The organism is Roseobacter sp. YIN89 (genome assembly GCF_057219365.1).
In genome coordinates this window covers 162928-183125 of the sequence record NZ_JBXVVD010000004.1, presented here as the reverse complement: position 1 = coordinate 183125, position 20198 = coordinate 162928, and the positions used below count along the sequence as shown (strand labels likewise).

Below are 20198 nucleotides of genomic sequence, written 5' to 3'. Positions count from 1 at the left end.
GTAGATAATCCGGTCGCCGTGAAAGTGCAATCAGCGGCGGATGGCCAGTCGTGCCGCAAGCCAGCTGACAACCATCATGGCAAAGTCAACCGGCAGCCACGCGCGCACCTGCGCTGTGTCCTGCATGGTGAAAGGTGTGTGGTACAGCGAAAGCCCTGACAGGCTGTCCGGCATGGAAATGATTGCGATTGCGATAAAATTATTGACGAAATGCACGGCGATGGCCGGACCCAGCGAACCTGCACGTGCCGTCAGATCCGCCATCAGGATACCGAACACGACCGCCCAGATCACAATGAGGCTGGCATTTTCACCTGCCTCGTTGGGCATGTAGTGTCCTAGACCAAACAGCGCGGCGGGTACGCCGATCCATATAATAGGGGTATTGAACCGGGCTGCCAGTTGTTGCTGCAGATACCCGCGAAACAGGATCTCTTCGGCGCTGACCTGAACCATGATAGCAAGCATCGCAAAGGGCAGGACCAGCAACCAGCGCACCGGCGGATTGTTTAGCTCTAACGGTCCACCAATGTCCCACGGCGGCAAAACAAAAATTACGACGTTCAGTAGAATCAGAATGGACAGCACCGAGACGAATTGAGACCGGAAAACGGCCGCTGGCCCAAACATGGCACCCGCACCTCTAGTATGGGCCACCCTCAGCGCGACGATGACGCCCACCGTCAAAAAGCCGAAGGTGAGCAGCAGAAATATGATCGACGCCTGCGAACTCTGACCCGAAACGGTTGTTATACTGCGATAATTCTCTGCCCCCAGCAGGTTGAACATGGTTTGGTGCAAAAATTGATTGCCAAGCAGGAAAACGCCTGAAATCAGGATCATCCCTACGACCAGCCGCCAAACCTGCGCTTTTGGTCGCGCGGGCGAAACCATAGCCTCATGGGGGCGGTAAGAACCTCTTGCAGGAAGCAACATCATTTGTCCGCCAATGGTTCTTCGCGGGCGTTTCTCGCGCCGGCGGCTTCATGTTCCTCCGCCTCTTCGCGTACGTTCACACGCGCTTCTCGCAACAACTCGGCCGCGCCAGTCAAGTGGCTGGCAACTGTCTTTAGCAGACTCATCAGGACAGTGGTGTCATCACCGATAACAGATCGGAATTGCTCGGCCCCGATGCGCAAGAACTGGCTGTCTTCCTCGGCAAACAGATCAAGCTGACGGGGCTCGTCCAGAATGATCGCAAGATCGCCGATCAACCGACCTGGTTCAACTGCAGTGACGTCGCGGCGAACGCCGGCAGGATCGACGTAGCTCAACATGCCGCGCCCCGACAGACACAGGTATGCCGCGTCCGCCCGCTCGCCGAGCGCAAAGACCTGTTTGCCGGCGGGGACATTGTACCACTGCGCAGCAAAGGCGAGCAGGCGCTGGCTGCGCGCATCCAGATTGGCAAAAAGCTCGGTCCGCGAAATCACCCTGATTTTACGGCGCAGGTCATCAGAACCGGATTCGTTCTCTTCGGGCTCATCCGTGTCGGTGGCCCCGTCGATACGACCATTCTTGATCTCGACAAAGATGTCATAGGCATGCGGATTCCGAAAATCCTCTTCGAGGAAGAACATGGTGGTTTTCGGCAGAAGTTCCTGCAGTTTGGAGCGCGTGCGGCTGCGCGTTGCGCTGTCATGGCTGGCAAGTGCCGTATCCAGTATCAAGATATCGGGCCGCTTGATGCCTGCGCGGCTGAACGCCGCCCTTTCCTGAAAGACATTCGCCAGATTAGAGCCGCCCAGCCCTGTGCGGACATCCAGAATTGTCTCGGCCACGTAACGTTTCAGCCCGTGTTCCCCTAGCACCTCGGCAACAATATCTTCGATCAACTCGCCTTGCACACCAGCGACCGCAGAAATCCGGCCGAAAAGTACGTTTTCCATCAGCGTCAGGCGCGGAAGATAATTCTCTGGCGCAACGGGCACAAACAAATCTCTCATGCGCTCGCGCATCTCTTCGCTCTTGTGCTTTCTGATTTCGAGGATCTCGCTTTTGAAGCTTTCGGGAAATCCTGGCCCGATCTGTTCCGCCGTGAATGCGAAAGGAACCGTCAGCAACAAGGCGAACTCGTCTTCGCTGATCGCCTGATCACCCTTTTCGGCACGTCGCGATGCAATATCGACCAGTTTTTCGTAAAGCTCCTCGTCAATCCCGAGTGCGGTGAACAAGGGGTGTTCTGTCCCATCCATGCCAAAGGTCTGGTGCAGGGTTTCGATCAGCGTCTGCGAGATGGCAATGCCTTGCTCTGCCAGACCCAGCTCGATGATGAGCGCAAGGAAATCTTTTTCGGCGGCAAGACCCTGTTGCGAGATGTCGCGCTTTGGCGATGCAAACATCAGGTTACCACCCAGCGGGACAGATGGGTTGAACTCGTCAGGGTGAAAGCGGTTTACCATTTCCGACAACCCTGCAGCCTCAAGCCGCTTGAATACTTCGTCGCGCAAGCCAACCAACTGCCGGGCAAGCTCCGGGTGTTGTTCGGCGTCCATACGGGACTTCAACATGCGCCGGAACATAAAGTCATCGATACCCATGGCCTCGACCAGTTGGAACCACCAGCCGCGCACTTCTTCGCTCGTGTCGAGGCCAGCAAGGCCAGGGTCGATCCAGTCGGCCTCGGTGCTGTCCAGAGAGTTGCCTGAACGCTTGGCTTCGAGCATCTTGTGGTCTTTCCGGTCTGGGTCCCACAAGACAGTATTGGGGCTTGCCTTTAGCGGCATCAGAAGGTTGTCACCCAAGGTGCCGTCAAACAGATAGGGGCGCGAATGCGCGTATCCCACGCGGGCTGCAATGACGGCTTGGTGCAAATCGTTCAAAGGCTGCCCGCCGATTGTAATGTCCCCCCGCGCCGGCACGACTTCACGTGTCAGAACCTCGGCAAAGGCCGTGCGCTCGTTCTGGCTGGATGCCTTGATCGCAACCCGTGATCCCGGAGGAATGTCGAGCGAGATGTTTTCCAATACGGGGTTGCCATCGGCATTGCGCACCGTCACGTTTTGAATGGAAATCGCGCCATCAAGATGGGGGATTTCTTCAGGTTCACCGTCAAACAGCTTTTCATCGATCATGCCGGTGGGGGCAAAACGCTCGGTCACGATCTGCCAGCGCAAGGACATATCCTGCACCTGATTGTAATAGGTCAGAAGCTCTTTCCAAGGAGAACTGAGGTCTTTGTAGGCGGCAAGTGCAGCAACAAGCGCGCCCACGGTGATGTCACCGCGGATCGCAAGAAGCCCGCCGACAGCGTAGAAGAAAAAGGGCGTCAGTTGCGTGATGAAGTTGTTAAGGAACTTCATGAAAAACTTTTTCTGGTAGATCTGGAACCTGATCTCAAAAAGCCTGCCCAACCGGTCGGTAAAGGTCGCCAGACGATACCGCCAGCCGCCATTGGTGCGTAGATCTGTGATCCCCGCTGCCGTTTCGCCAATCTCTGCCGCAAAATGGCGAACCTCGACGATGCGCTTTTTGTTCAACTGGTTGATCTGGCGCTGCAGCATCGGGATCAACCATGCCTGCAACGGGATAAGAGCGATACCCGCCAGTCCGAACCAGATGCTTTGGGCAAACAGGAACACGACGATGATAAGCATCTGGCCAGCCTGAAAAACCGGTTGGGCAACAGCGTCACCCATCAACCCACCCATTGGTTCCGCCTCGGACGTCACCATAGACACAAGTTCACCTTGGGACGTGGTCCGGAAATAGCCACTGGGAAAGCGCATCATGCGGCCGATAAGTTGATAGCGGAAACGGCGTAGCAACCGCTCGGCAAGGACACCTTTCATGGTGTTCAGTCGCATCTTGAGCACGCCGTGCACGAGCACCGCTCCCAGATACAGCCCACACAGGATCATCAAAAATTCGGTCTGCGATAGTTGGGTGTCCAGAACCCGGATAATACTCGATTGAGCACCGATCGCATCGTTGATGATACGTTTCGGCAATTCGAGCGTTGCGTACAGAAATGGAAAGGTAAACAGCGTGAAAAACAGCAGAAACAACTGATCTCGCTTGGAGAATTTCCAGATAAAAGAAAATAGACTGGGTTCCATATTCCGGCTTTCGGTGTGCTCCGGGACGGACATGCAAGGCGCAGGTTTTCGCAGCGTCACTGTCGTTTGCTCAATCTAGGTGCCGTGAATTGCCAATACAAGCGCGCAATCGACCTGCTTTGCGTATCCAGAGCCTTGCAGCCTATGTAGGGGACCGCTATGCCGTGTCAGACGAATTTGAGGGGAGAGACAGATGTCCAGCTCGCGTTTTGACAAATCAAAGCTTCCAAGCCGACACGTAACCGAGGGCCCATCACGCGCGCCGCACCGGTCCTACTACTATGCGATGGGGATGACAGACGAAGAGATTCACCAGCCTCTCGTCGGCGTAGCAACCTGCTGGAACGAGGCTGCTCCCTGCAACATCGCGCTGAACAGACAGGCGCAGGCCGTCAAGATGGGCGTTAAACGCGAAGACGGTACACCGCGCGAATTCACCACAATCACCGTCACAGACGGGATCGCTATGGGTCACGAAGGTATGCGTTCGTCTCTGGCATCGCGCGAGGCCATTGCGGACACGGTCGAGTTGACGATGCGCGGGCACTGCTATGACGCTATCGTCGGGCTTGCCGGATGCGACAAATCCTTGCCGGGCATGATGATGGCGATGATCCGCCTGAACGTCCCTTCGGTCTTTCTCTACGGCGGGTCGATCCTGCCCGGTCGTGCGCCAGCGGGTGCCAAAGTGCCGGAAGACTTTGCAAACCGCGACCTGACCGTTCAGGACATGTTCGAAGCGGTCGGGCGGCAGCAAAGCGGCACCCTGTCCGAAGCAGAGCTGGAAGTACTCGAACGTGTCGCCTGCCCGTCGGCCGGTGCCTGCGGCGGACAGTTCACTGCCAACACCATGGCATGCGTCTCCGAAGCGATTGGGCTGGCGCTGCCAAATTCCGCCGGCGCGCCTGCGCCTTACGAAAGCCGCGACGCCTATGCCGAAGCATCAGGCGCGGCAGTCATGAACCTGATCGAAAAGAATATCCGGGCACGCGACATCTGCACGCGCGAAGCGTTCGAAAATGCAGCCCGTATCGTCGCGTGTACCGGCGGATCGACGAATGCCGGTCTGCACCTGCCAGCCATGGCGCATGAGGCGGGTATCGATTTCTTCCTTGATGACGTCTGCGAAATCTTCCGCGACACACCCTATTTCGTAGACCTGAAACCGGGCGGGCAATACGTGGCCAAAGACCTGTACGAGGCAGGTGGCGTCCCAGTCGTGATGAAAGAACTGCGCAAAGCGGGTTTGCTGCACGAGGACTGCATGACAGCTACCGGCTATTCCATCGGTGAAGAACTCGACAAAGTCAGCCTAGAAGCGGACGGGCGCGTGGTCTACCCCGTGGAGACACCGCTCAGCAAAACGGGCGGCGTGGTTGGCCTGAAAGGCAACCTCGCACCGGAAGGCGCAATTGTGAAAATTGCCGGCATGGAGCCGCAACACCTGCTCTTCACAGGCCCTGCGCGTGTTTTTGAATGCGAGCAAGACGCCTTTGATGCGGTTCAAAACCGCGCCTACGACGAAGGCGATGTATTCGTCATCCGGAACGAAGGCCCCGCAGGTGGCCCGGGCATGCGCGAAATGCTCGCCACTACTGCAGCATTGTCCGGTCAGGGCATGGGCAAGAAAGTGGCGCTTATCACAGATGGCCGTTTCTCCGGTGCGACACGCGGCTTCTGCGTTGGACATGTCGGGCCCGAAGCAGCGCATGGCGGCCCTATTGCGCTGCTTAAAGACGGCGACATGATCACTCTGAATGCGGTCGAGGGTTCAATATCCGTTGCACTTTCCGACGAGGAACTGGCAGAACGCAAAGCCGAATGGAAAGGCCCGCGTCAGACGATCTATGGCGCAGGCGCTTTGTGGAAATATGCCAAACTGGTTGGACCCACCTACCTTGGCGCGGTCACCCACCCCGGCGGCAAAGACGAAGGTCACGCCTATATGGATCTCTGAATCCTTCCAAATAGAGACTGAAAACCCCGTATGCGCCCGCATGCGGGGTTTTTTAGACTATTCTCTTGCCCTGACCGAAGCCTGCGGTTTATCTGAATTCAACCCTTTCATGAAATGAGGGATGTAACGAGCAGCAAAAAGGCAGTCAGGTACCGATGGGAAAAATCGGCGACACCTTTTGGACCACCACATTCTACCGGCGCGCTGTCAGCCGCTGGGCAATTGCTGCGCGCGAAGCAAGCAAATCGAAACTCAGCACCCTGCGCCGCCAGAGCCTGCGCGCCCGGGTGCTGCGCACACATCTCGACACATTGATCCACATCGCAGATGAGCGGCTTACGCTACCCGTCATCGGATCTTCGAGTTTTCCCAAGCCTCACAACGCCGACTGGGCATGGCGCCCCGACCTTTGGCGGAGTGCGATCTCACAGCGCGGCATTTCTTCGGTCGCCAACAAATCCATGCTCGGCGACGAGATCACCCTGTTTCACGACTGCGCAATGTCAGAACTGACCCTGCGCCAGGTTCGAAACCAACGCGAGGAAGACCTCGCACCCTACGGCCTGCGCCTCGATGTCTTCAACTTTGATGGGTCGTTCCTGTCGCTCGTGCTTGACCTGCCTACAGGCGCCATTGAGGGTCTGAAGCGGATGCATATCTTGCAGATCAGCACCATTGTGGAGATGGAGCAGCCGTTGGAAATCTTTGTTCGGCTGAACATCCGGCATGGGCCCAACACCGAACAGATCGTGCGCGAGTTGCCAGTAGGCAGCGAAAATGTCTCGGCGGAGTTCGATCTTGCCTACGCCAACATAAATGAAAAGCGCATCGAAAAGGCATGGGTGGACCTGATTTTTGAAAACCCGCAGATGAACCAGGTGACGCTCCGCGACCTCACCCTCAGCCGACGCCCGCGCGCGCAATTATAGGAGCCTTTGATGTCACAGTGGGAACTGACCAAAACGCAGATGCAGGCGGGACACTGGGCAGGTGTCATCACGGGTGCCGCGGCAGAACCGGCCGTCGCCGTAACCCATCTGGACCAGCCGGTGGCCGGCATTCAACTGGAAAGCGCGGCGGAGGAGGGAACCTGGGTATTAAACGTACCGATCCCGGCCTCGGCCATTGCCGATGGTGTACAAACCCTGCTGATTACCGATGCGGCTACCGACACAGTTGTCGAGCGTATCACACTAATTGCCGGGGACGCTCTCGGCGACGATCTGCGCGCCGAAGTCGATCTGCTGCGAGCGGAACTCGACATGCTAAAGCGCGCGTTTCGGCGCCATTGCCTCGAAACCGCTTGAGCAACCGTCAATAAAAGGAAAAGCCCTGACGCGTGGCGCCAGGGCTTTATTCTTTTTTATAGTGTCGTCACCAGATCATTCCTGTGTGCCAATCGCAGAAAGGCCTTTGAGAATGTCGATGGCGTATGCCAGTTGATAGTCTTCTTCACGCAAGGCTGCCGCAGCTTCGGCTTTTTCCCGGTCTGCTTCGATCTGTTTGATCTCGTCTTCAGACAGGCTGTCGTTGTTCAGCGACCCGCGCAAATCAGCTTCGGAGCGAGACGTCCGGTTGGGTGCATCATCCTCTTCTTCAGATGCATCCCGACGACGCGGTTGCTCCACTACGATATCGGGGGAGACGCCCAGCGCCTGAATGGAACGGCCCGACGGCGTGTAATACCGCGCGGTCGTCAGGCGCATCGCGCCGTCACTGCGAAGCGGCATGACAGTTTGCACCGACCCCTTGCCAAAGCTTTTTGTCCCCACAACGATCGCACGCCGGTGGTCTTGCAATGCGCCAGCGACGATTTCGGAGGCTGACGCCGATCCGCCATTGATCAACACGACAATCGGCTTGCCCTCGGCCAGATCGCCTGCCGTTGCGTTAAAGCGTTCACCGTCCTGCACCTGACGTCCACGGGTGGAGACGATTTCTCCCTCTTCGAGGAATGCATCGGAAACCCGGATTGCCTGCGTCAGCAAACCGCCCGGATTGTTCCGCAGATCGATCACGATCCCATTGATGTTATCCAGTCCACCAGCCGTCTCGATTTGTTCGGCCAGACCGGCTTCGAGGTTGGTGAACGTCTGATCATTAAACGTTGTCACCCGCAGCACCACAGTATCGCCTTCGGTGCGGGTACGTACGGCGGTCAGCTTGATGGTATCGCGGATGATAGAGACGTCGAAAGGTTCTGCCTCGCCCTCTCGTACCAATGTGATGACGATTTCCGACCCGACCGGTCCACGCATAAGCGTGACGGCTTCATCCAACGAAAGACCTAACACCGATTCTCCGTCGACATGCGTGATAAAGTCACCTGCTTCGACCCCGGCCTCGTCCGCCGGTGTGCCGTCGATGGGTGACACCACCTTCACAAAGCCCTCTTCCTGGGTCACCTCGATTCCAAGGCCGCCAAATTCGCCACGGGTCTGCACGCGCATCTGCGCCGCATCATCCGGGCTGAGGTAACTGGAGTGAGGATCAAGTGATGTGAGCATGCCATCGATGGCCGCCTCGATCAGTTCGCCGGAATCTACTTCTTCGACGTACTGCGCGCGAATCCGCTCGAAAATATCTCCAAACAAATCGAGTTGTTCATACACGCTACCAGATTTTTCAGCTTCCTGCGCAAGCAGGGGCCCCGCAATATATGTCGTGGCGATCACCCCGGCGAGCGTGCCGCCCAGAGCTGCCATGGCAAATTTTTTCATATCGTCCTATCCATCGTTGTCGGTTTGAAACCAGAGGCTCGGATCCTCCGGCACGTCGTTTTGCCTTACTTCTATATAGAGCCTTTCCCGACCGCCAGCGCCAGTCTGATCACCATCTGTTGACGGCATTGCGTCATTTTTACGCCCGGAATTGTGCACGAGGCCCAAGGGGGTGCCCGCCGCGACGACATCACCCGCCGCACCGTAAAGGGCGCCAAGACCCGCAAATATAAAAAGAACATCAGCCTGCGGCTCAAGGATCACCACGTTTCCAAGGTCCAGAAGCGGGCCGGCATAGCGAATTGTCGCAGGTACCGGTGTTGTAACAAGCGCGTCATTCTGAGCCGCAATGATAATACCCGGACGCGCAACACCTGCTGCATCCCGCTCGCCGGCCCGACGGACGACATCCCCTCGCACCGGCAGGGGCAAGGCGCCCTTTTCACCTTCCAGATCGCGCGCGGCCGGCGCAATTTCATCAACAGAGACGCGGTCAAGGCCCTCTGCAAACTGCGCAAGACTGGCCGCGGACGCGATGAGAATGGCTTCGCGAACAGGATCGTTCACGAACCGCTTGGGTGGTGCTGTGCGCTCTGCGATTGCATTGTTCAAGGCGGCACGGGCTTCTTGCACAGCAACAAGCCCTTCCTCCAGTTGCCCTTCCGCCTCTGTTTGAAGGCTCTGAAGCGCTGCCATTTTTTCTACATCCGACCGCAGGCCTTCAGCGCGCGCGTCAAGCGCCTCGGTCACCTCCGTCAGGATCATGCCAGACCGCACTGCACCCTTGGGGCCACCGGGGTGCGTCATTATTGCAGGCGTGCGCCCGTCCCCCATGCGCATCAAGACGGACAACAACGCTGCTGTATCGCTCTCTTGCGCCTGCAGGCGCTCTTCAAGCGCGGTAGACTGCAACTCCGCCCGACGAAGCCCGTCCCGCAATGCCGCCAAGCCTTCTTCCAGAGCGCCAATCGTTTCGGTCAAGGCACGCACTCTGTCGCGTGAACCGTCTGCCGCCTCGAGACCTGCCATCGCGCTGTTCAGCGTCTCGATCGCATCGCGCGCCTGCTCTGCGGGCGATGTCTGCGCGACAGATATCCCCGGCAGAATGAGGGCAAGCATACACAGAATCAGCCTCATTTGATCAGACATGTCCCCGTCATTTCAGGTGGTGTATCCAGCCCCATCAAATGCAGAACGGTCGGCGCGAGATCCGCCAGTCGCCCAGAAGAAAGCGTTGCACCTTCCGATGCGCCAAAGACTACAACAGGCACCGGATTGAGCGTGTGCGCCGTATGCGCCCCGCCGGTTTCCGGATCGATCATGATGTCGCAATTACCGTGATCTGCGGTCACGACCATCGCGCCGCCAACCTCTTGCAAAGCACTCAAAGCTTCCCCCAGACCGGCGTCTACCGCCTCACAAGCGGTAATTGCCGCCTGCAAATCGCCCGTGTGACCGACCATGTCCGGATTTGCATAGTTCACAACGATCAGGTCGTAGCGGTCCCGGATGGCTCCAACCAGCGCGGCTGTCACCTCTTCTGCCGACATCTCCGGCTGAAGGTCATACGTCGCAACATCCGGTGACTTCGGCATTTCGCGGTCTTCTCCAGCAAACGAGACTTCCTCCCCGCCGTTGAGAAAGAAGGTCACATGGGGGTATTTTTCTGTCTCAGCCAATCGGAACTGGCGCAATCCCTTTTGCGCGACCCAGTCACCAAGCGTATTCTCAATTTCGGGTTTTGGGTACATGGTCGTCATGTAGGCGGAATGTGCCTCGGAATATTGTGCCATGCCCATGATGGCCGCCCAGTCGAGTCGAGGCCCGGTTTCAAAATCGTTAAATCCGGGCGCACCAATGGCTGCCATAATCTCCCGTGCGCGATCTGCACGGAAATTCAGACAAAAAATGGCATCTCCATCCCGCGCACCCTCATAATCACCAATGACCGTGGGCTGGATAAACTCGTCGTTTTCATCGCGTGCGTATGCAGCGTCAACAGCCTCGCTGGGGGAGCACGCCTGCGCGCCCCTACCGTTGATCATGGCGGCATAAGCGCGACCGACGCGGTCCCAGCGATTGTCGCGGTCCATGGCATAGTAACGCCCGCAAACCGTTGCGACACAGACCCCTTCTGGCAAAGCCGAAAGAAGCGTATCAAAATACCCCAACGCCGAACGCGGGCTGACATCTCGGCCATCGGTCATCGCATGGATGACAACAGGCACGCCTGCTTCGGCAATCGTTCGCGCCGCGGCAATCAGGTGCTGAATGTGACCATGCACGCCGCCGTCCGACACCACGCCCATCAGATGCGCACGCCCGCCTGTGGCCTTCAGCGTTTCTATAAAGTCTCTAAGCCGCGGGTTTTCGGCAAAGCTCCCCTCCTCGATGGCCAGATCGATTTGCCCCAGATCCATCGCAACCACACGGCCTGCACCGATGTTGGTATGCCCGACTTCCGAGTTTCCCATCTGTCCACGCGGCAACCCCACATCAGGCCCAAAAGTGGTCAATGTGGCATGCGGGCAGGTGGCGATCAGATGATCCATGGTCGGAGTATTGGCCAGCAGCGGCGCATTCCCTTCCCGGCTCTCGCTGAGACCCCAGCCATCAAGGATGCACAACACGACAGGTTTTGGTGCACTCACCTTCTGCTCTCCCTTTTTGTTCACGGCTTTTCTAGCCCGTGCAGCGGGCAGGGTGAACCTCTTTCGGTGGTTCAGGTTTCTTTGACCTCAAATATCCCCGCCGGAGGCACAAATCTCTTGCCCATCCCCGGCCCCTGGCGTCAGACGGTGCCGTAACAGCGCCATGGGATGCGCCCGCAAGGTCAACCGCATGGAAACGTAATCCTCCACTACCTGCTCGCCCAGCGTCATTTCCGGTAAAAGGGCGGCAGGTTCGTCCACAACCTCACCGTCAATATCACCCGAGAAAAGTGGCAAAGGCTCACCGGGCGCCAATGCTTTAGCCTCCCACAGTGCCGCCCGGCGGCCCGCGCCCAGAACAGCAAACACATCAGCCTCGGCAAGCTTTTCTACCAAGGCAGGCGCCAGCCCCGCACGGCGCCAGACATCGCGTACAGAACGGTATCCATTGCCCCGCGCCGCCGTCAGCCAGCTTGCATCTTCTTCCGCCAGCCCCTTGATCTGCCTGAACCCCAGACGCAGCGCCAGACCTCCCTGCCCGTCCGGTTCCATCGTGTTGTCCCAAAAGCTCGCATTGATACATACGGGCCGCACCTCGACACCGTGCTCACGCGTATCACGCACGATCTGCGCCGGTGCATAAAAGCCCATGGGCTGCGCGTTAAGCAACGCACAGGCAAAGATGCCCGGATGGTGGCACTTGATCCATGCCGACGCATAGACCAATAGCGCAAAGCTGGCCGCATGGCTTTCGGGAAAGCCATAAGAGCCGAACCCCTCGATCTGGCTGAAACACCGCTCTGCAAAGTCTCTATCATAGCCTTTTCTGGCCATCCCCCGCAGGAAAAGTGTTTTGAACTCGCTCACATTGCCATGCTTTTTGAAGGTCGCCAGCGAACGGCGCAGCCGGTCTGCCTGATCCGGGGTAAAGCCCGCCCCCACAATGGCAATCTGCATTGCCTGCTCCTGAAAAAGTGGCACGCCAAGTGTTTTGCCAAGGACATCACCCAATTCATCTGACGGAAAGGACACCTCTTCCTCGCCATTGCGCCGCCGAATGTAGGGATGCACCATGTCACCCTGAATCGGCCCCGGCCGTATTATCGCAACCTCAATGACAAGATCGTAAAAACACCGAGGCTTCATGCGTGGCAGAAAATTCATCTGTGCACGGCTTTCCACCTGAAAAACCCCGATGCTGTCCGCAGCGCAGAGCATATCGTAAACCTTCGGATCCTCCGGCGGGAGCGTGGCCAGCGTATGATGGGTGTTGTGGTGCATCTGCAAAAGATCAAACGCCTTGCGGATACAGGTCAGCATACCCAGACTCAGCACATCGACCTTGAGAATGCCCAGCGCCTCGATGTCGTCCTTGTCCCAGCAGATCACCGTGCGGCCTTCCATGGTTGCATTTTCTATCGGGACCAGTTCATCAAGGCGTCCTTCGGTAATGACAAAGCCGCCCACATGCTGGCTCAGGTGACGCGGAAAACCATTGATCTCATAGACCAGCGCCAAGGTCTGTTGCAGCCGTTTGTCGCGCGCATCGAGGCCGATTTCGGCCATACGCTCTGCCTCGATCCCTTTGGTCGAGAAAAACCCCCATAGCTGCGAGCTGAGCGCGGAAATCGTGTCTTCGGTAAGGCCCATGGCGCGCCCCACCTCTCGGATTGCACGTTTACCACGGTAATGGACCACCGTGGCGCATAGTCCGGCACGGTGCCGGCCGTATCTTTCATAGATATGCTGAATGACCTCTTCGCGACGCTCATGTTCGAAATCGACATCGATATCCGGGGGTTCGTCACGCGCTTCAGACACAAACCTCTCAAACACCATTGTGCCGATTTCGGGGCTTACAGAGGTTACGCCAAGGCAATAGCAGACCACTGAATTCGCCGCTGACCCGCGCCCCTGACACAGGATATCCCGTGACCGGGCAAAGGCGACAATGTCGCGGACTGTGAGGAAATAGGGTTCATATTTCAGCTTTGCGATCAGCTTCAACTCGTGTTCGAGCAATCCGATGGCCTTGTCAGGCGCTCCGGACGGGTACCGCCACCGCATCCCCTCATAAGCAAGCCGACGTAACCGCTGGCTCGCCGTTTCCCCGTCGGCAATCTCTGAAGGATACTCGTAGCGCAGGCTATCAAGCGCGAAATCCAGTCTCTGTGAAAGGGAATATGCACGATCTACCGCGTCTTCGAACCCTGCAAAGAGGCGGCGCATTTCCTCCTCAGAGCGCAGGCGTGCTTCACTGTTCGGCAGCGCATCCCGGCCCAGATCATCCACCCGTCGCCCCAGCCGGATTGCCGTAACAACATCCGCCAACTTGCGCCGCGCCCCGTGGTGCATCAAGGGCGCAGCGCTGGCAATGGTCGGCAGATCAAGACGGCGCGCCACTGCGCTGAGAGCGGCAAAGCGATCAGAGTCCCGCCCGTCATATTGCGGTGTAAGACCGATATGCAGTTTTCCGGCAAAGCAGCGCGCCAACTGTTGCGCCGCTTGCACCCAAGCGCCCGCGCTGGTCTGCCCCTGAAGCGCCTCTGGCCAGAGGATCAGTTGCAGCCCCGCGCCATGCTCCAGCAGATCACCCAGTTGCAAATCACAGGCACCTTTTTCCGCCCGCAGACGTCCCGTTGACAAAAGCCTGCAAAGGCTGGCCCAGCCCTGACGGTTTTCCGGCAGTGCTGTGATGTCAGGCGCATCCTGAAACACCAGCCGTGCCGCGGGAATAAGCCGGGGCGTCGCGTAAAGCGCAGGGCTGCGGTCCGGCAGTGCCAGATCGGGGGGAGCTATCGGTCCCATTGGTCCGTTTTCCGCCTCCCACGCCTGTCGTTCGCGCACCTGCCGTGCGATCTCTTTTCCCCGTGCATGTGCCCGGACAATACCAGCGACCGAGTTTTCATCAGCTATGGCAATCGCTTCCATCCCGAGCGCTGCCGCGCGCGCCATGTATTCCTCCGGATGGGAGGCCCCCTTCAGGAAGGAAAAATTCGATGTGATGTTGAGTTCGCTAAACATGGCAGAGCAGCAGTATATTCCCCTTTTGTTCTCATTTGGAGTCCCTTTGTGAATTGCGCAAAATCCGGGTCGCCTTGAACCTTGGCTGCGCGCTACAAAACCCTCAAAACGCGGAGGAATCCATGAAATACGTCGCATTAGACACGAATATTGTTCGTAACTGGCAACGCGGCGGCGCTGATGCCAACGGTATGACCCCCGAACTTGCACTCTCGGATGGGGATGGCGTGCCCTGTCGCCACTGCCTGCGCGACATACCGGCCGGAGCCGGCATGCTGATTCTGGCCCACAGACCCTTTGACAGGCTGCATCCCTACGCGGAAACCGGACCGATTTTTGTATGTGCCGATCCATGCACCCGCGGTGGGGGTCACGACCTGCCGCAGATACTTACGACGTCACCGGACTATTTGGTGAAGGGCTATAACACCAACGAAAGAATCGTCTATGGCACGGGCGCGGTCGTGCCCAAAGATGCGCTGCATTTACACTGCCAAAGCCTGTTACGCCGCCAAGATATCGCTTATCTGCATGTCCGTTCCGCACGCAACAACTGTTATCAGCTTCGCATTGACCATTAAGCCCAACATGGGCTTGCCCAGACCTTGCGCATTGGCCATAACGAGGCAAGTTCAGCCAAAGGAATATCCATGACCCTGCATGCGCCCGAGACCAAAATTGTCGACAGTTACCGCGTCGCGTGCGACGGCGGCGAAGGGGCCTTGGGACATCCGCGGGTGTGGCTGCAAATCCCAAAGGACACCGGGTGGGTCGAATGCGGGTATTGCGACTGCAAGTACATTCACAAAGATTTTGAAGGCAAAACCTGACGCTGCATTGCACGCTGAACTGCCCGGATCATCTAACAGAATTACGTCCACCGTCTGACATACTGTTGCCCTTTTCGAGCGCTACCACGCCGCAAAAGAAGGACCAACCGCATGCAGTTTGACACACCTGATCAACCGATACCTTTTTCGTTGGCCGCGATAGCGCTGGGCGGCGCGGGTCTGGTCATTGCTTTGCTCGTCGTTTTCGCAGGCCCATTCACGCCACAACCGGATATTGGGACGCAGATCGGTGAAATCGCAGGCAACATGCGCGCGGCTGCATGGCGCTCTTTCTTTGGCCTGGAACAGCCGGAAACGACGATCGTCCAGCCGCAATGGGACATTGATCGCATTTTGATGGTGGCGGCTCCGGCAGTCGGCGTCCTTGGAATCCTTGCTTCGATTATTGCTTTCATTCGGCGCGAGCCCCGGCGCTTTGCAGCCTATGGCCTTGCCGTCAGCGTTTGTGCCGTTTTCGTTCAGGCACTTCTGGCCATTGTCCTGATCATTGCAGGCGTCATGCTGTTGATCGCTATCATTCAAAACCTCGACTCGATCTTCGGGTTCTGAGCAGCGAGCCACTTTTCGCATCCTGTCAGGCGTGATCGAGGCGCGGCGCTGTTGGATCTGCCGTGCGATGAATTCCGCACGGGTTGCAAAGTAATATCACCACATTCCCCACCCGAAATCGCGGGAAAAAGGGTCGTCATCGGACCACGCCTCATGTAGAACGCTGCCTAGTCAATCAGGGGGTTTTGCATGTCAGATAGCAGTTTCGGCAAAGGGTGCCATTTGCACCTGATCGACGGGTCGGCCTTCATCTTTCGCGCCTATCACGCTTTGCCTCCTCTGACGCGGAAATCCGACGGGCTGCCAATCGGCGCTGTGTCCGGCTTTTGCAACATGCTGCACAGATATGTGGAGGGTAACACAGGGCCCGATGCACCCACCCACGTCGCCGTGATTTTCGACAAAGGCAGCCACACCTTTCGAAATGAGATTTACGACCTGTACAAGGCGAATAGGGATGAAATGCCCGAAGACCTGCGCCCGCAGATCCCACTGACCCGCCGCGCGACCGAAGCCTTCAACATCGCCTGCAAGGAAAAAGAAGGCTACGAGGCTGACGACATTATCGCCACGCTGGCAGTACAGGCGCGCGCCGCCGGCGGCCGTTGCACGATCATCAGTTCGGACAAAGACCTGATGCAGCTTGTTGGCGACGGTGTCGAAATGCTCGATGCGATGAAAAACAAGCGCATCGACCGCGATGGCGTTTTCGAAAAGTTCGGCGTTTTTCCGGACCGCGTCGTCGACGTGCAGGCCTTGGCGGGGGACAGCGTCGACAACGTTCCGGGCGCACCGGGTATCGGGATCAAGACCGCAGCTTTGCTGATCAACGAATATGGCGATCTGGACGCGCTGCTAGAGCGTGCAGAAGAGATAAAGCAACCCAAGCGCCGCCAGACCCTGATCGACCATGCCGAGCAAATCCGCCTGTCCCGCAGGCTGGTACTGCTTGATGAAAACACACCGCTTGATTTCACTCTCGATGATCTTGAGGTCCGCGATCCGGATGCAGACAAGCTGATGCCGTTTCTGGCGGAAATGGAATTTCGCACCCTAACCAAGCGCATCGCCGACCAGCTTGATGTCGAGATGCCGGAAATAAACGATACACCGGCCAATGCGCCTGATGCGCCAGAGATAGAGGACGTGCCCTTCGATCGGTCGCAGTACGTTTCTGTAGGCTCAGCCAAAGAGCTGCAAGGCTGGATCGATCAAATATACGAACGCGGATATGTGGCCGTCGATACAGAAACCACAGGTCTGAACGAGATGATCGCCGATCTTGTCGGGATTTCCTTGTGCGTTGAGCCGGGAAAAGCCTGCTATGTGCCGTTGATCCACAAGGCACAGGCTGGTGACGACCTCTTTGGGTCTGATGATTTGGCGGACGGGCAGATGGGCTTGGACGAGGCGCTCAAGATGCTCAAGCCCGTTCTTGAAGATGACAGTATTCTCAAGATCGGCCAGAACATGAAATACGACGCCAAGATTTTCGCCAATCTTGGGATCACCGTTTCACCGATCGACGACACCATGTTGATGTCTTACGCGATGCACGGCGGATTGCACGGGCATGGCATGGATGCTCTGTCTGAACGCTACCTCAACCACACGCCGATCCCGATTAAGCCTTTGTTAGGGTCTGGTAAATCGGCAATCACCTTTGACAAGGTGCCTCTTGCAGATGCGGTGCCCTATGCCGCAGAAGACGCAGATATCACCCTGCGTCTGTGGCAACAGTTCAAACCGTCTTTGCACCGTGCGCAGGTCACCCGCGTCTACGAGACGCTGGAACGGCCCATGGTACCGGTGCTTGCAGATATGGAACGGACCGGCATCAAGGTAGACCGCGACACCCTGAGCCGCATGTCAAATGCCTTCAGTCAGAAGATGGCTGGCCTCGAAGACGAAATTTACGAACTGGCAGGCCGCAAGTTCAACGTGGGCTCTCCAAAACAGCTGGGAGAAATCCTCTTTGATGAGATGGGCCTTGAAGGCGGCAAGAAAGGCAAAACCGGAGCATATGCGACAGGCGCAGACGTTCTGGAAGATCTGGCAACAGAACATGAACTGCCACGGCGCATTCTTGACTGGCGCCAGCTTAGCAAACTGAAGTCGACCTACACCGACGCGCTGCAAGACCATATCAATGCCGACACGGGCCGCGTGCATACGTCCTATTCGATTGCGGGCGCCTCTACCGGACGGCTGGCGTCAACAGATCCGAACCTGCAAAATATTCCGATCCGCACCGAAGAAGGACGACGGATCAGAGAGGCGTTCGTCGCAGAAGACGGCAAAACACTGGTTGCCTTGGATTACAGCCAGATCGAGTTGCGCATTCTTGCGCATGTTGCAGACATTCCCGCCCTGAAACAGGCTTTTGCCGAAGGTCAGGACATTCACGCCATGACAGCCTCGGAGATGTTCGACGTCCCGATGGAGGAAATGACCCCGGATATCCGCCGTCGCGCCAAAGCCATCAACTTTGGCGTCATCTACGGGATTTCCGGATTCGGGCTCGCGCGTAACCTGCGTATTCCCCGCGGCGAAGCACAGGGGTTTATTGACCGCTACTTCGAACGGTTTCCCGGCATCCGCACTTACATGGATAAAACCAAGGCCTTTGCCAAAGAAAACGGCTATGTAGAGACGCTTTTCGGGCGTCGGATCCATACACCGAACATCGCAGCCAAGGGGCCACAGGCAGGCTTTGCCGCCCGTGCTGCGATCAACGCGCCCATCCAAGGCACCGCAGCAGATGTCATTCGACGCGCGATGATCCGTATGCCTGAGGCGATCCGCGATATCCCCGCAAAGATGCTTTTGCAGGTGCATGATGAACTGCTGTTCGAAGTCGAAGAGGGCGCCGAAGACGCCCTGATCCGTGCTGCACGCACCATAATGGAAGGCGCACCCGACCCTGTGGTGAAGCTTGATGTGAACCTCACCGTCGATGCCGGTACCGGGCCTAATTGGGCTGTGGCGCATTAATCGGAAAGGTAATCCCTTAGCCAGCCAATCCGGCTATCGGTGTCGCCCCCGGTGTCAAAGTCGACCGCAATCCATTCGGATTGTGTCATGCCCTCGACCCACCGGACAGTCTCACCGAGTTTTTCCAGCGGTATCGGACCTGTCTGCACGTGACGAATAACCGGTCCATGATCGCGCAGCACCTGCCGGACATCCAGATCCATTGCCGAAAGCTGGTCAAGGTGCAGTTGCAAACCCAAGCGTGGCGAGCCAACTGCGGCAATTACCTCTATTGCGGAGTCCAACCGGTTCAAGAAAGCCCCATCCAAAGCGCGCGGCTCCAGTGTCAAAACGACACTGTCGGGTAGTGTACCAACAGCAAAGCACAGATTGTCGGTCAGACACGCACGGGCGTCGTCACCAGAAGCGGTACCTGCCGTGATCTGCAGAATGGGCGCGCGCAGGGCCGCGTTGTACCTCAAGGCGCGCCGCAAGTCATAGCGGAACCGGTCCTTCAACTCGGGCTGTGCTGCAAACCCGCGGGCACCACCGGTATAATTCGGCGGTGGTGCGGTGATTTGCACCATGTCCAGCCCAAACCGCAGCAATGCCCGCTGCGTATCCTTGACCTGCGCTTCATAAGGAAAGGGCACCGATACGCCCTCGAAACCCGCTTCAGCAGCGGCCTCAAACCGATCGAGATAGGGTAACTCAGCCCACAGGCTTGCTAGATTGGCGGCAAATTTGACCATTGGAATCGTTCCGCATTATCGCGTGATGAATCTATCCCACCGTCAGGCCGCAGGTGTCCATCCCCAGGCGGGCGTTATGGCAATTCGCTGCTGGGAATAATTGGAAAAAACGTACCCGACGACCAGACGCCAAACCAGTCGTCATGATGCGCGCCAAGATCAACAAGACGGTAAAAGCTTTTGCGGTCGATGAGAGCATCCAGATTCGACCGGATGCGCACATAGGGTGACGGCTCGCCGGTTTCGGGGTCCCGTTCCACGCGGATGGGCAATTCATCACTTGCCACGGCTTTGTCCTCAACTTGCGTGAAAAAGGTCAGAACCTGTTGCTCTCCTGCGCCGGACGCCTCAAAGTCGACCGCAACGAAAGGAGCATCGTCAACCGTGATCCCTACCTTCTCGACCGGCGTCACAAGAAAATATTTATCCCCTTCCTTTTTGATGATTGACGAAAAAAGTTTAACCAATCCAGGCCGTCCGATTGGCGTTCCTTGGTAAAACCACGTGCCATCCCGCGCGATGCGCATATCAAGATCACCGCAGAAAGGCGGGTTCCACAGGTGTACTGGCGGCAAACCGCGTGTTTTTGCAGCAGTTAACGATGCGGCAAGGCTTTCAGCCGAAGGTGTAACGGTTTTTTGTCCACTCATTGCTTTTGCCATT

15 protein-coding genes are annotated in these 20198 nt (G+C 57.4%); 7 read left to right on the top strand and 8 right to left on the bottom strand.

Annotated features, from left to right (window positions below):
• Window positions 1–30: 30 nt before the first annotated feature.
• On the bottom strand, window positions 31–894 hold the full coding sequence (locus AC2D8V_RS16780) for a CPBP family intramembrane glutamic endopeptidase (RefSeq protein ID WP_484734740.1): 864 nt from the start codon (window positions 892–894) through the stop codon (window positions 31–33).
• Window positions 895–935: 41 nt separating this feature from the next.
• Complete coding sequence (locus tag AC2D8V_RS16775) at window positions 936–4058, bottom strand: ABC transporter transmembrane domain-containing protein (RefSeq protein WP_484734739.1); 3123 nt, start codon at window positions 4056–4058, stop codon at window positions 936–938.
• Window positions 4059–4251: 193 nt separating this feature from the next.
• On the opposite strand from AC2D8V_RS16775, the gene ilvD reads away from it, so the two are divergent.
• The 3 genes from ilvD (at window position 4252) to AC2D8V_RS16760 (ending at window position 7322) form a co-directional block, all read left to right on the top strand.
• The gene (gene ilvD, locus AC2D8V_RS16770; RefSeq protein WP_484734738.1) at window positions 4252–6015 is read left to right on the top strand and encodes a dihydroxy-acid dehydratase; all 1764 of its coding nucleotides are present in this window, start codon (window positions 4252–4254) and stop codon (window positions 6013–6015) included.
• A 155-nt stretch (window positions 6016–6170) separates the two neighbouring features.
• The gene (locus AC2D8V_RS16765; RefSeq protein WP_484734737.1) at window positions 6171–6944 is read left to right on the top strand and encodes a DUF6478 family protein; all 774 of its coding nucleotides are present in this window, start codon (window positions 6171–6173) and stop codon (window positions 6942–6944) included.
• Window positions 6945–6953: 9 nt separating this feature from the next.
• On the top strand, window positions 6954–7322 hold the full coding sequence (locus AC2D8V_RS16760) for a hypothetical protein (protein ID WP_484734736.1): 369 nt from the start codon (window positions 6954–6956) through the stop codon (window positions 7320–7322).
• 75 nt (window positions 7323–7397) lie between these two features.
• On the opposite strand, the gene AC2D8V_RS16755 is transcribed toward AC2D8V_RS16760, so the two are convergent.
• From AC2D8V_RS16755 to AC2D8V_RS16740, 4 genes are all read right to left on the bottom strand, one after another.
• A complete protein-coding gene (locus AC2D8V_RS16755; protein ID WP_484734735.1) occupies window positions 7398–8735 on the bottom strand; it encodes a S41 family peptidase in 1338 nt (445 codons plus the stop codon).
• Window positions 8736–8741: 6 nt separating this feature from the next.
• Window positions 8742–9884, bottom strand: coding sequence for a murein hydrolase activator EnvC family protein (locus AC2D8V_RS16750; RefSeq protein ID WP_484734734.1), 1143 nt, complete (start codon window positions 9882–9884; stop codon window positions 8742–8744).
• Complete coding sequence (gpmI, locus tag AC2D8V_RS16745) at window positions 9869–11386, bottom strand: 2,3-bisphosphoglycerate-independent phosphoglycerate mutase (protein ID WP_484734733.1); 1518 nt, start codon at window positions 11384–11386, stop codon at window positions 9869–9871. Before gpmI ends, AC2D8V_RS16750 begins: the two co-directional genes overlap by 16 nt.
• Window positions 11387–11473: 87 nt before the next feature.
• A complete protein-coding gene (locus tag AC2D8V_RS16740) occupies window positions 11474–14410 on the bottom strand; it encodes an error-prone DNA polymerase (protein ID WP_484734732.1) in 2937 nt (978 codons plus the stop codon).
• A gap of 122 nt (window positions 14411–14532) precedes the next feature.
• Between AC2D8V_RS16740 and AC2D8V_RS16735 the strand changes: the two genes are divergently transcribed.
• From AC2D8V_RS16735 to polA, 4 genes are all read left to right on the top strand, one after another.
• A complete protein-coding gene (locus AC2D8V_RS16735; protein ID WP_484734731.1) occupies window positions 14533–14991 on the top strand; it encodes a DUF1203 domain-containing protein in 459 nt (152 codons plus the stop codon).
• Window positions 14992–15060: 69 nt separating this feature from the next.
• The gene (locus AC2D8V_RS16730; protein ID WP_484734730.1) at window positions 15061–15240 is read left to right on the top strand and encodes a zinc-finger domain-containing protein; all 180 of its coding nucleotides are present in this window, start codon (window positions 15061–15063) and stop codon (window positions 15238–15240) included.
• A gap of 111 nt (window positions 15241–15351) precedes the next feature.
• Complete coding sequence (locus AC2D8V_RS16725) at window positions 15352–15810, top strand: hypothetical protein (RefSeq protein WP_484734729.1); 459 nt, start codon at window positions 15352–15354, stop codon at window positions 15808–15810.
• 189 nt (window positions 15811–15999) lie between these two features.
• Complete coding sequence (gene polA / locus AC2D8V_RS16720) at window positions 16000–18804, top strand: DNA polymerase I (protein WP_484734728.1); 2805 nt, start codon at window positions 16000–16002, stop codon at window positions 18802–18804.
• Here the strand turns inward: polA and AC2D8V_RS16715 are convergent.
• Together AC2D8V_RS16715 and AC2D8V_RS16710 are read right to left on the bottom strand one after the other, a co-directional pair.
• Window positions 18801–19535, bottom strand: coding sequence for a TIM barrel protein (locus AC2D8V_RS16715; protein WP_484734727.1), 735 nt, complete (start codon window positions 19533–19535; stop codon window positions 18801–18803). The two genes, polA and AC2D8V_RS16715, sit on opposite strands and share 4 nt — an antisense overlap.
• Before the next feature lie 74 nt (window positions 19536–19609).
• A complete protein-coding gene (locus AC2D8V_RS16710) occupies window positions 19610–20185 on the bottom strand; it encodes a DUF1285 domain-containing protein (RefSeq protein ID WP_484734726.1) in 576 nt (191 codons plus the stop codon).
• Between the last annotated feature and the right edge of the window lie 13 nt (window positions 20186–20198).